Raw genomic sequence first — 13,128 nt, forward strand, 5'->3', positions numbered from 1 at the left:
ACAACCATGACCGCCCAAATCTACCTCAAGCAACTCGATCAGCATTACCAAGCCGGCATCGCCACCGAGCATACCTGTAGCGCGGCGTTGCAAGCCCTGTTGGAATCGGCACTACCGGGCGTCGCGGTCACCAACGAGCCGAAGCAGATCGCGTGCGGCGCGCCCGACTTGGTGCTGACCCGCAACGCCATACCTCTGGGCTACATTGAAGCCAAAGACCTCGGCAAGGATTTGAACGACCCAGCCCACAAGGAACAACTGCGCCGCTACACCGAATCGCTCGGCAACTTGATCTTCACCAACTACCTGGAGTTCCGCCTCATTCGCGATGGCAAACCGGTACAAACGGTTGCTATCGGCGAAATCGTCAACGGAAAAATAAAAAGCAAAACCAAAAACTTCGCTGGCTTCACCGCGCTCCTCGATGCCTTCATCGGCTACCAGGGCCAAACCATCCAAACCGCCAACGACCTTGCCAAACACATGGCGCGTAAAGCGCGCCTGCTGGCAGAGACGATTACCAAAGTGCTGCGCCAGGACGAAGGCGCAATCGACCAATCCCGCCAACTCAGCGAAATAAACAGTGCCCGGCAAGGCCAACTCGCCGCGTTCCAGAAACACCTGATTCACGACATCACCCCCGCCGCCTTCGCCGACACCGGCAAAACCACCATCACGCTACCCGAGATCAAGGTTGGATTTTTGGTGGTTTGGTGGGGTATAATTTGCCTTGTTTTATCCAATCACCTTTTCATCATGGAGAAATTGTATGACTATCGCAACCGCCACTAAAACAACTCGTCCACAATCTAAGTCGTGCGGGAAAGTGGACGGGCATTTGTATTTCAGCGAGAACAACTTGCGGATTTTTCATGGAGATGTTTTGAATGCATCGTTGTTCGGCGAGCCGTTCATTGATTTAATTGTCACTTCGCCGCCCTACAATGTCGGCATTGAATACAACTCCAACGATGACGAATTATCGTATCAACAGTACCTGGAGTTTTCCGAAAAATGGATGCGTAATTGTTATCAGTGGAGCAAAAGCCAAACGCGATTCTTGCTTAACATTCCGCTGGATAAAAACAAGGGCGGGCATAAAAGCGTTGGCTCGGATTTAACCAAAATCGCCCAAGATGCAGGGTGGCAATATCACTCGACGATTGTTTGGAACGAAGGCAACATCTCTCGACGAAGCGCGTGGGGTTCATGGATGCAGGCATCTGCCCCGTATGTCATCGCCCCGGTGGAGTTAATCGTGGTGTTGTATAAAGAGCAGTGGAAAAAAACCGAAGGCTCCAAGATATCCGACATTACCAAAGAGGAATTTATGGAATACACCAATGGCGTATGGACTTTCCCCGGCGAGAGCAAAAAAAGAATCGGCCATCCCGCGCCGTTCCCTAAGGAGTTGCCGTATCGGGCAATCAAACTTTTTAGTTTTCAACACGACTTGGTGTTTGACCCGTTCATGGGTAGCGGCACGACGTTGGTTGTCGCGGCGAACCTGAAACGTAAATCGGTCGGGTTGGACATCGACGCTAGCTATTGCGAGTTGGCGAAAAGGAGAATCATCAACGAGGTAGGTAGATTATTTTAGGGCAAGAACGATGAAGCCAATTACGCAAAAAGAACTGGTGGTGGGGTATTTTAAGGATAATCCATCGCGAGAAATCAAGCATGCCGAAATTGTAGACTGGCTCATCGCTGAATATAAAAAGAGAACAAGTGAAGTTTTTCGTGACCCTGACCGACAAATACGGTCGTTACATCAAAGCGGTTTTTTAATCAAAGTGGACAAGGGCGTGTATAAATACGACCCGGATTCTGTCACGGAAACCGCCCTGCATGATTTTACCCAACAACAGAAAGATGCCATCTTGAAACGGGATGGTTATCGGTGCGTTATGTGCGGACGCAGCGAAGCCGAAGGAGTTGAACTGCACGTTGACCATGTCAAGGCGAAAGACAAAGGCGGGGCGGCGACGATTAGTAATGGGCAGACTCTTTGCGCGATGCATAACTATAGGAAAAAAAATTACAAACAAACGGAAGCCGGCAAGAAAATGTTTATCCGCCTGTATGAACAAGCCAAAGAAATTGGCGATGATGAAGTTATGAAGTTCTGCGAGAAAATTTTAACGGTTTATGAAAACTGTGATGTGAATGGACATATTGAGTGGCGCAAGTAGTTCATCTATAAACAGAAACTGTTATTCATCCCCGACGCCGAACAACTAAACCTCGGCGACAAGCAAGGACGAAAACCAAACCTCAACCCCACCATCGTGCAAACCATCGCCGCCGGCCTCGGCTTGCGCTTCACGCCCGAAGCCGCCGATGACGGTGACCATGACGGTGATGCCGCGACCGCCAGGGACGACGCACCACCCCCATCGTCATTCCAACGAAAGTTGGAATCCAGTGAGACACGCGCGGCGATAGCCGCACCACATAGCGATGCCGACAACGCCGACACCTTCGCGCCCATCGACCTGCTGGATTACATCTACGCCGTGCTACATTCGCCCGCCTACCGCGAACGCTACAAAGAGTTCCTGAAAATAGACTTCCCCCGCGTGCCGTATCCCGCCGATAAAAAACAATTCCGCCGACTAGTCGCGCTCGGCGGCGAGTTGCGCGCCCTGCACCTGATGGAAAGCCCGACCTTGGACAACCTCATCACCGGCTACCTCAAAGATGGCGACCACAAGGTGGACAAGCCGAACTACGAAATCACCGACGCCAAAAACCGCCTCGGCAAAGTCCACATCAACAAAACGCAATACTTCAGCAATGTCCCCGAAACCGCTTGGCACTTCCACATCGGCGGCTACCAATCCGCGCAAAAATGGCTAAAAGACCGCAAAGGTAGAACCCTAACCGCTGACGACATCCGCCACTACCAAAAAATAATAATCGCCCTAACCGAAACCGAGCGGTTGATCGAGGTGATTGATGAAGTCGTTACATTATAAAAGTGGGCATGATGGCATCCGCTACCTTGTGTTTTACTAGTTCATCTTTGGTATTATTGGGATAGAAATCGGAGAGAAAAATCAATCTAATGTAGACAACCCTTATGATCCAGCTTTCTAAAATACTTCGCTATTGCATCCTGCTGTCTGCAATAACATTTGTGTTCGTGCCTACGGCAAGTTCAGAGGTTTTATCTGAAAATATGATGCAATCTGCTGTAATCGAAAACCCGAGTTCAACTAATACGAAACGGGCAATCGATAATGAACTCAGGAGTGAACTTCTGGAACTCAGGAGTGAACTTCTGGATAATCGAGCAGATACGATAACTTGGTGGCTGGAAGTTGCCCTTGTAATCATTGCTTTTTTCGCGATTGTTATTCCTGTCGTTAGTTTTTTCGCTGGTCTTTTCAGTTACAGAAAGTTTCAAGACTTCAAAAAAGAAGCAACAGAAATCTTAGAAGAAACCAAAAAAATCAAAGATGAAGTTGCCGTCCTCAAAGAAGGAGCAGAAGAGGACAGAAGAAAAATCGCAGAAGAGAGAAAAAATGCTGCTCAATACAATACGCAAGGAGGAGATGGGAAGGATGCACAAGAAATAAAAAACGCTCCCGAAGAATCTCCATTAGACAAAGATTCCACCAGAGATTTATTATCTCAACAAATCGAAAAATCCAAGGATACAATTGAACAACGAAAAGCTACAGCTAAGGCCGCGGAAGAGAGCAATCCTGAGGCTGCCGCAGACACTTGGTTTTCTGTCGGCTATCTTTTCCAACTAAAAAAGCCCACAGCCGCCGACCACTCAAATAATCAAAATGCGCTTGATGCCTATACTAATGCAATCCGTCTAAATCCCAATCATGTGGAAGTTTATTTCAATCGTGGCAATGTAAATGCCGATCTTGGCAAATATGAGAATGCTATAAGAGATTACACTGGGTTTATTGAAAGGCAACCTGCATCAGAATCAGGAAATGCTCAAGGGAAGATAACTATGTCCCGTAACGCACATTTTAATAGAGGAAATGCTTGCGCAGAACTTCAGCCTCCTAATTACGGAGAAGCCATTGTTAATTACAACATCGCCCTTGATCATGCAATCTACTCTACTATATCTGAGCGGGGTATGATTTACTACAATCAAGGAAATGCTAAATTTTCTATTGAAAATTATTCTGGTGCTGTCGAAGATTACGATAACGCTATTTCTTGTGGAACGTATCTTCGTGATAGTTGGTTCAATCGAGGTAATGCGGAAGCTAAACTGATCAATCTTGAAGATGCATTGAAAAGTTATGATGAATCAATCAAGGTGGATGCTAATTATAGACCAGCATACTCCAACCGAGCAGTTGTAAAATTTGTCCTTGGGAGAGTTGATGAAAGTTTATCGGATATAAATCAATTGGCACAATCCGAGCCCAGCGGTGTTGGAGATAATGCAATACAGGTGGCGATTAACAATGGGCAGATTATTCAAGGTTCTCTCGGCAGGAAGAGGTTAAATAAAAAAACGGTGGATGTTTCGTTAGAGGTTATAGGTAATGTGGGAAACATTGGAATGTTTGGTGGAACTAACCTGCCGGGCGGAAAGGGCTTTGCTGGCTGGCCAGGTTTTTCGTTGACAGTTAAGATTTGAATAATTCAGGAACGGGTTTCAATGACGCTGGGCGGATTGGTTCAATGGCGTTGTCGGGCAGTGGTTAATTCCGGCGAGGCATTGGATGCGATTTGTGACTTTATCATCAAAGAAGGTATACTTGAGGCCTGGCCATGAGTAAAAAAATCGCACCGCTGTTGCTGGCGTTTTTCAGCGCGCTCGCTACGCATAACATTCATGCCGACGACATCCAGCGCGTGCGTTTGTTCTTCGGTTTATCAACTCCCGATGACGTGGTCTCAGCGCACGACTGGGAGCAATTTTTGGAACGCGAAATAGCGACGACCTTCGCCGGTTTTAATGTGGTTGACTCGCTGGGATATTATCGCGGCAAACCGGAACGCGCCAAAGTGGTCACCGTGATTTTGCCGCAAAAAGAAATCGCCAAGGCGCGCGCCGTGGCAAAAGCCTACGCAAAAAAATTCAACCAAGAATCAGTCATGATAGTGGTCATTCCGGTTGCGGATTGGCAGTTTATCGGCGGCGATTAAATAAACCGGGGTCGCGATGCCTGCTGTAAAAAAACCTGCTGTAAAAAAACCTGCTGTAAAAAAAGTCGGGTTGATTGGCGGCGGGGTGATTGGTTCGGGCTGGGCCGCGCGCTTGCTGATCAACGGCATCAATGTGCATCTTTACGACCCGGCAATTAACGCGCAGCGAATCGACGCGGTGCTCGACAACGCGTTGCGCGCTTATCGCAAAATGACCTTGGCGCCGATTGTGGCGCGCGGCGCGCTCACGTTGGTCGATTCGGTGCAGCAAGCGGTGGTCGGGATGGATTTTATTCAGGAAAGCGGGCCCGAGCGCATTGATGTCAAAAACGCGTTGATGCGCGAGATTGGCGACCACGCCGATGCCGAGGTCATCATCGCTTCATCATCTTCCGGCTTGTTGCCGAGCGCGATGCAGGAAGGTGTGAATCATCCGCAAAGAGTGATCGTTGGCCATCCGTTTAATCCGGTGTACTTGATGCCACTAGTGGAAATAGTCGGCGGCCGCCAAACCACGGATCAAGTCAAGCAGGCAGCCGCTGAATTCTATCAAAATATCGGCATGCACCCGCTGATTGTAAAGCGGGAAATCGAGGCGTTTTTGGCCGACCGGATGATGGAAGCGTTATGGCGCGAAGCATTGCACTTGCTCAATGAAGGCGTCGCCACGGTAACTGAACTCGATCAGGCGATTTGTTATGGGGCCGGCATTCGCTGGGCTTTCATGGGCCCGTTTGAGACCTTTCGGATCGCCGGCGGGGACGGGGGCATGCGGCATTTTATGGCGCAATTTGGACCCAGTTTGAAATGGCCGTGGACGCGGTTTGATGGCCCCGAGCTGACCGACCAACTACTCGATACCCTCGTCGCGCAATCCGATGATCAAGCGGCCGGCCGCTCTATACTTGAACTTGAACGCAAGCGCGATGACTGCATCGTCTCCGTGCTGCAAGCGTTGCGCGCGAATGACTACGCTGCGGGCAAGACGCTGAATCGTTATGAAGAAAAATTATACGAAGCCGCTCATCAAGCAGTGATGTCCGAGTCGGATGTCGGAGTCCATGACGTGCGGCAACCGTTAAAACTGCATACTGACTCGGTGCAGCCTGAATGGACTGATTACAACAATCACATGACCGAGAGTCGCTACCTGCAGGTTTTTGGCGATGCCTCGGACGCGCTGTTTCGATACCTCGGCGTCAATCAGGATTATCATGCGCAAGGGTTTAGTTACTATACCGCGGAAACCCATATTAATTATATCCGTGAAGTCGCCGCGGGCCAGCTGCTATACGTGACCACGCAAATTCTTGGCGGCGACTCAAAACGTTTGCACATTTTTCATTCCATGCACCTGAATGAAAACCTGAACGAAAACCTGAGCGAAGACGACACGCTATTGGCCACCACCGAACAAATGCTGCTGCATGTCAACACGAACCAAGGGCGGGTTTGCCCGGCGCAAGCCGATGTCGCCGAGCGCGTAGCAAAACTTGTCGCCGCCCAAGCGGCGTTGCGCCGACCGCGCCAAGCCGGCCGCTCGATTGGACGAAAATAATCATGACCATAACCATAACCGCGCAGTGAATCTTTTGTCATGAAATTCTTGCCATGAAATCCTTACATGATAAATCGGTTTTAGTCACGGCCGGCGCGGGCGGTATCGGCAGATATATCGTCGCATCATTTGTCAATGCGGGCGCGTGCGTGCACATTGTGGATGTCGACAAAAGCGCCTTGGTGACTTTAAAATCGGATTTGGCAAGCTCGGACTTTCCTGAGGCGCTGGTCACACAAGCGGATGTCTCCAAAGAGGATCAAGTCGAGCGAATTTTTTCCAGGCATTTTGAACAATTTGACGGCATTGAGGTGTTGGTAAATTGTGCAGGCAGCGCGGGCCCCACGGCACTGGCCGAGCAGGTGTCGCTTGCCGATTGGCGGGAATGTTTTGCGGTCAACCTCGATGCCACCTTTATGTGCTCACGAAAAGCCATCCCGGCAATGAAACAAAAACGCGCGGGACGCATCATCAACATCTCGTCCACCGCTGGCTGGCATGGCTATCCGTTGCGCGCCGCCTATTGCGCGGCGAAGTGGGCGGTCATCGGCTTGACCAAATCCTTGTCTATGGAGTTGGGACAATACGGCATTACCGCAAACGTCATTTGCCCGGGTAGTGTGGATGGTGAGCGCATGGATCGGGTGATTGCGGCGGAAGCCAAGGAAAAAGAAATTTCCGAACAGGAAGTGCGAAGAAACTATACTAGAAGCTGTTCAATGCGAACGTTCATATCGGGCCAGGATATCGCCGACATGGCGCTTTTTCTGGCTTCCGAAAATGCCGCGAAAGTCACCGGGCAAATTATGAATGTGGACGGGCATCTGGAACATTATGGCGGGTTGGACGACATGACCATTGACGACATGACGGTAGCGCGAGGTGAAGCAAGATGAATTTTGACCACACCGAAGAACAGTTGCGGTTAATCGAAACCGCCAAGCGTTTTGTCGAGGAAGAACTCTATCCTTACGAACAAGAAGTTGAGAAAACCGGCGAAGTCCGGGCAGAATTGAGACAGCAAATTATTGATCGATCGCTTGCGATTGGGCTTTACGCTGCCAATATGCCCGAAGATTTGGGCGGCGGCGGTCTCGATGCGCTTTCGATGTGTATGCTTGATCGTGAGTTGGGCCGGGCGAACATGGCCTTGCAATATACCGTTGGCCGGCCGAGTAATATATTACAGGCCTGTGTTGGCGAACAACGGGAGAAATACCTTTTTCCATGCATCAAGGGCGAGAAAATAGATTGCCTGGCGATGACCGAACCCGGGGCCGGGTCTGATTTGCGGTCGATGTCCTGTAAAGCGGAACGGGATGGAGATGATTTTGTAGTTAATGGCACGAAGCATTTTATCAGTCACGCCGAGGTCGCCGATTTCGTGATTTTATTTGCCGCTACCGGTGTTGAGGAGACGCAGCTCGATTCGCGCAGAGGAACGCGCAAAACAATCACCGCCTTTTTGGTGGACATGGACAGCCCGGGATTTCATGTGCGACATGGATACGACAGCGTCTCGCATCGCGGCTATCACAACTGCATTCTGGAATTTGATCATTGTCGGCTGCCGACGCGTCAAGTTTTGGGCGAGGTCGACCAAGGCTTCGCCATCGCCAATGACTGGCTCGGCAACACCCGCCTGCAAGTGGCGGCGATTTGCCTGGGGCGTTGCGACCGCGCCTTTGAACTGGCGTGCGAATATGCGGCCACGCGCAAGCAGTTCAATCAAACCATCGGCAAGTTTCAGGGCGTCGGCTTCAAACTGGCAGACATGGAAATGCGCCGCCGCGCGGCCGAGTTGATCACCTACCAGGCTGCGGCAAAGGCAAATGCCAATTCAAATACAAATGCGGCGATGAGCGACATGGATGCGGCGTTGGCAAAGTTGTCGGCGACCGAAGCCTTGGCGTTCATCGCCGATGAGGCGATCCAGATTTATGGCGGCATGGGCTTGATGTCCGACTTGCCGCTGGAGCGCATCTGGCGCGATGCCCGAGTTGAACGGATTTGGGAAGGCACCAGCGAGATTCAACGATTAATCATTTCCCGGTCACTGTTGCGGCCGCTGGAAAACAAATAAGGACGCCGCGCATGACGGTCGACGCGCAACGCGTGGCGCGTTGTCTTAACCCTAAATCCATCGCCGTGGTCGGTGGAAAAGAAGCCGATCGAGTAGTCGAACAGTGCCTGAAATTTGGTTTTGCAGGGGATATCTGGCCGATTAATCGCAAGCGCAAGACGATGCAAGGCTTGCCTTGTTTCAATTCCCTGGCGCAGCTGCTCGACGAGGTTCCGGCCGCGCCGGATGCGACTTTTGTGGCAATCCCCGCGGCCGACGCGATCGACATCATCGCGCAACTGAACCACGCCGGCGCCGGCGGCGCGATTTGTTACTCGTCCGGATTTCGGGAAGTCGGCGCCGACGGCGTTGCGCGACATCGTCAACTGTTGCACGCCGCGGCCGACATGCCGGTGTTCGGCCCCAACTGCCTCGGTTATATCAACACCTTGTCGGGCGCGGCATTATGGCCCGAGCAACACGGCTTGACGCGCAGCGAATCCGGCGTGGCGATTTTTTCATGCAGCGGCAACGTCAGTATCAACTTCACCCTGCAGCAACGCGGCTTGCCGGTGGCCTGGTTGGTGACGGTCGGCAATCAAGCGGTGCTGGGCATTGAAGAGTGCATCGCCGCGGCCCTGGACGCAAACATGAACGCAAACATGAACAGCGGCAAAATTACCGCCATTGGCATCCATATCGAGGGCTTGAACAACTTGCCGTTGTTTGTGGAACTGGCGCATCGGGCGCATGCAAAACGCATTCCGATCATCGCATTGAAAACCGGCAAGTCGGACCTTGGCGCGAGAATCACGCTGAGCCATACAGCCACCCTGGCCGGGGAAAGCGAGCTTTATACCGCCTTGTTTGAACGCCTGGGAATAGGGCAGGTAGAGACTATAGAAGAGTTTTTGGAGGCGTTGAAACTGGTCGCGGTGACCGGGCCGCTGACGGGCAACCGCCTGTCCTCAATGAGCTGCTCAGGCGGCGAGGCGGCGTTGATTGCCGACTTATCAGTCGCTAGAGAGATTCACTTTCCGAAAGTCGAACCCGACCATAAGAAAAAGTTGCAGGCCACGCTGAATGAATATGTCAACGTCGATAATCCCCTGGATTACCACACCTTTATATGGGGCGATCAGGAGCGGTCGACAGCAACATTTTCGGCAATGATGGACGGCAAATATGATTTAAATCTACTGATTATCGATATTCCGCAGGTCACGGGTGGTGATGCCGAGGAGTGGGAACACGCCATACAGGCGTTTATCGACGCGCGCGCGCATAGCGGCGGCGCGGCGGCGACGGTGTCTATTATGTCGGAAACCATGACCGATTCGGTGCGGGAAAAATTGATCGAAAACGGCATCACGCCGCTGCAAGGCATGCAGCAAGCGTTGGCCGCCATTGAAGCGGCGTGCCGCATCGGCATGACCTGGAACATGATCCGAGACGGACGGCGCTTGCCGCCGAAAATTCAAGTCAGCACAACGGCGGTTGAAGCGCATCAGGTTTATGGGCTGGATGAATATCAAGCCAAGCAGTTGCTAAAGCAAGCCGGCGTAGCGGTGCCCGCATCATCGCTGGTGTCCAGCCAAGCCGAGGCGGCTCGGGCGGCGGCAAAAATCGGTTATCCGCTCGCGCTCAAAGCGGTGGCTGCGGAAATGACGCATAAATCAGAATTGAATGCTGTCGTGGTCGGCATCGCCTCAGTGCAACAACTTGAACAAGAGGTCGAGCGATTACTGAACATTTCAGAATCATTGCTGGTCGAGGAAATGGTGGAAGACGCGGTCGCGGAATTATTGCTCGGCGTAAGCCACGACCCGCAATTTGGCCACTATCTGGTAGTCGGGTTTGGTGGCACCATGGTTGAGTTGATCGGCGATAGTGAAATTTTGTTGTTGCCGATTTGTCGGGATGAGGTTATCCGCGCGTTGAAAAAATTAAAAACCTGGCCGTTGCTGAATAGCTTTCGCGGCCGGCCGCTGGCCGATGTCGATAAAGTGGTCGACACCGCGCTTGCCATCGCTAATCTTGTGCAACAAAGGAAAGATGACATTGTGGAACTGGAGATAAATCCGCTGATGGTCAAAGGCAGGCGCCAAGGCGTGGTCGCCGCCGATGCGCTGGTTCGCATGCGCAAGTTGTGATGAATTTCATCTTGCCGCGATAGCCGTCGGCATACTCATTTTTGATAGTGCTACAATCAATCATCTCTGAACCTAACTACGAGGCGACAATTATGTCCGAAGCGGTAAAAACAAATATTCGCGGCGCGGTGCTGGAAGTGGTGCTGGACCGGCCGAAAGCCAACGCCATCGACAGCGCGACCAGCCGCGAGATGGGCGCAGTGTTCGCGGGGTTTCGTGATAATCCCGAATTACGTGTAGCCATTATTACCGGCGCCGGGGAAAAGTTTTTTTGTGCTGGCTGGGATTTGAAGGCGGCGGCGGAAGGCGAGGGCGTAACGGCTGATTTTGGCGCCGGCGGTTTTGGCGGGTTGCAGGAATTGCCGGACTTGAACAAGCCGATTATCGCCGCGGTCAACGGCATCGCCTGCGGCGGTGGATTCGAGTTGATGATATCCGCCGATATTATTATCGCCGCCGAGCATGCGTCATTCGCCTTGCCGGAAATTAACGCCGGCACTTTGGCCGACGCGGCCGCCATCAAGCTGCCCAAACGGCTGCCGCACCATATCGCTATGGAGATGTTGTTGACCGGTCGTTGGATGGATGCCGAAGAAGCGGCTAAATGGGGCTTGGTGAATGAAATTGTCGCGGCCGATGCGCTAATGGATAGGGCCGGCGAATTGGCGCAGACGCTTGCCCAAGGCCCGCCACTGGTTTTTGCGGCGATCAAGGAGACCGTTCGCGCAACCGAGACACTGTCATTTCAGGAATCCATCGATTTGGTTAATGCGCAGACGCTTAAAACCGTGAACGAGTTGTATAACAGTGAAGATATGCATGAAGGTGCGTTAGCGTTTGTGGAAAAGCGCAAACCGGTATGGACCGGCAAGTAGGTCTTGCTCGCCACCACCACGGTGTAAAATAAGAATACGCGGTTTATTCTTATTGTGGCGATGAATCTTTCTTGTGGAAATGTGGTGGCGCGACAGCATGGCGCGATGGAATACAGCGAGCCGCCGGTTGACATAGACCGCGTCCGCAGATACCGCTTGGCGCGCATTCACGAGCAATTGCGCCTGCGCGACTACGCCGGCATTTTGCTGTTCGATCCGATAAATTGCAGATATGCCTGCGACGCCACCAACATGCAGGTTTGGTGCGCGCATTACGAAACCCGATGCGTTTTCATCGCCACGCAAGGCCCGTTGGTTCTTTTTGACTACGGCAACTATCCCCACTTGGCGGAAGGCATTCCGACCATCGATGAATATCGGGTTCATTCGTCTTTTTATTTTTTCACCGCAGGAAACCGCACGCAGGAAAAAGCGGAAAATTTCGCCGCGCAGATTACCGATTTAATCAAGCAGCACGGCGGCGGAAATTCGCGCCTTGCCATCGACCGATTGTCGTACACTGGCTGCCAGCCATTGCTTAACCGCGGCATTGTCATCCATGACGGGCAAGAGATTATGGAGTTGGCGCGGGCAATCAAATCGGCGGAAGAGTTAGTGCTGATGCAGTGTGCAATCGACGTGTGCGAGATTGGCATTGGAAAAATGCGCGCCGCGCTTGAACCCGGCATCACCGAAAACGCATTGTGGGCGAACCTGCATGAAGCCAATATATCCCTCGGCGGCGAATGGATTGAAACCCGCTTGTTGTCCTCGGGGCCACGAACCTACCCGTGGTTTCGGGAATGTTCGATGCGGGTCATCGCCCGCGGCGAGATGGTCAGTTTCGATACGGATTTGATCGGCCCTTATGGCTATTGCGCGGATATGTCGCGCAGCTGGGTGTGCGGCGACAAACCCAGCGCCGAGCAACGCCGAATATACGCCTTGGCGTATGAGCAAATTCAGCACAACAAATCCGTAATCAAGCCGGGCATGACTTTCCGTGAAGTTTCAGAAGCCGCGTGGAAAATCCCGGCGGAGTTTGCCGATGACAAATACGGCTCGATCATCCACGGCGTCGGCCTGGCCGACGAATATCCGAGCATCAAGCACCTCAGCGACTATGCGGAAAAAGGCTATGATGGGATGATCGCGGAAAACATGACTCTGTGCGTGGAGTCCTATATCGGCAGCGAAAAGTCCGGCGAAGGGGTCAAACTCGAAGAGCAGGTGCTGGTAACAAAAGAGGGTGTAAGACAGTTGACCCGCTATCCGATGGAGATGGACTGGTTGTAGGCTTGGTTATAGAACTGATCATAGGAGTGGTTATAATGAAGTGCGTCTGGT

Annotated in this window: 11 protein-coding genes and 1 pseudogene; all 12 read left to right on the plus strand. The window is 52.1% G+C overall.

The window, feature by feature from the left end; translation table 11 throughout:
• Window positions 1–6: 6 nt before the first annotated feature.
• The 12 genes and pseudogenes from ACP158_RS08505 (at window position 7) to ACP158_RS08560 (ending at window position 13,077) form a co-directional block, all read left to right on the plus strand.
• Window positions 7–792 carry a hypothetical protein gene (locus tag ACP158_RS08505; RefSeq protein WP_424945729.1) on the plus strand — a complete coding sequence of 262 codons (786 nt, stop codon included), beginning with the start codon at window positions 7–9 and terminating at the stop codon, window positions 790–792.
• Entirely contained in the window at window positions 770–1,600 is an 831-nt protein-coding gene (locus ACP158_RS08510) for a DNA-methyltransferase (RefSeq protein WP_424945730.1), read from the plus strand. Before ACP158_RS08505 ends, ACP158_RS08510 begins: the two co-directional genes overlap by 23 nt.
• A 10-nt stretch (window positions 1,601–1,610) precedes the next feature.
• Window positions 1,611–2,192, plus strand: coding sequence for an HNH endonuclease (locus ACP158_RS08515; protein ID WP_424945731.1), 582 nt, complete (start codon window positions 1,611–1,613; stop codon window positions 2,190–2,192).
• 69 nt (window positions 2,193–2,261) lie between these two features.
• Window positions 2,262–2,978 (plus strand): annotated as a pseudogene (locus ACP158_RS08520) (type ISP restriction/modification enzyme); the annotation flags it as partial.
• Between the two features lie 104 nt (window positions 2,979–3,082).
• Window positions 3,083–4,621 (plus strand): tetratricopeptide repeat protein, encoded by a 1,539-nt coding sequence (locus ACP158_RS08525; protein WP_424945732.1) that lies wholly within the window; start codon window positions 3,083–3,085, stop codon window positions 4,619–4,621.
• A gap of 134 nt (window positions 4,622–4,755) precedes the next feature.
• Window positions 4,756–5,133, plus strand: a complete 378-nt coding sequence (locus tag ACP158_RS08530; protein ID WP_424945733.1) for a DUF3574 domain-containing protein — start codon at window positions 4,756–4,758, stop codon at window positions 5,131–5,133.
• Window positions 5,134–5,149: 16 nt separating this feature from the next.
• Entirely contained in the window at window positions 5,150–6,691 is a 1,542-nt protein-coding gene (locus ACP158_RS08535) for a carnitine 3-dehydrogenase (protein ID WP_424945734.1), read from the plus strand.
• Between the two features lie 53 nt (window positions 6,692–6,744).
• Window positions 6,745–7,587, plus strand: a complete 843-nt coding sequence (locus ACP158_RS08540; protein ID WP_424945735.1) for an SDR family oxidoreductase — start codon at window positions 6,745–6,747, stop codon at window positions 7,585–7,587.
• Window positions 7,584–8,774 (plus strand): acyl-CoA dehydrogenase family protein, encoded by a 1,191-nt coding sequence (locus ACP158_RS08545; RefSeq protein WP_424945736.1) that lies wholly within the window; start codon window positions 7,584–7,586, stop codon window positions 8,772–8,774. Before ACP158_RS08540 ends, ACP158_RS08545 begins: the two co-directional genes overlap by 4 nt.
• 11 nt (window positions 8,775–8,785) lie before the next feature.
• On the plus strand, window positions 8,786–10,906 hold the full coding sequence (locus ACP158_RS08550) for an acetate--CoA ligase family protein (protein ID WP_424945737.1): 2,121 nt from the start codon (window positions 8,786–8,788) through the stop codon (window positions 10,904–10,906).
• Window positions 10,907–10,998: 92 nt separating this feature from the next.
• The gene (locus ACP158_RS08555) at window positions 10,999–11,781 is read left to right on the plus strand and encodes a carnitinyl-CoA dehydratase (RefSeq protein WP_424945738.1); all 783 of its coding nucleotides are present in this window, start codon (window positions 10,999–11,001) and stop codon (window positions 11,779–11,781) included.
• Window positions 11,782–11,841: 60 nt separating this feature from the next.
• Window positions 11,842–13,077, plus strand: a complete 1,236-nt coding sequence (locus ACP158_RS08560; RefSeq protein WP_424945739.1) for a M24 family metallopeptidase — start codon at window positions 11,842–11,844, stop codon at window positions 13,075–13,077.
• The last annotated feature ends 51 nt before the right edge of the window (window positions 13,078–13,128 follow it).

The sequence above is a fragment of the Candidatus Spongiihabitans sp. genome (assembly GCF_965247905.1).
Classification (GTDB): domain Bacteria; phylum Pseudomonadota; class Gammaproteobacteria; order Arenicellales; family Poriferihabitantaceae; genus Spongiihabitans.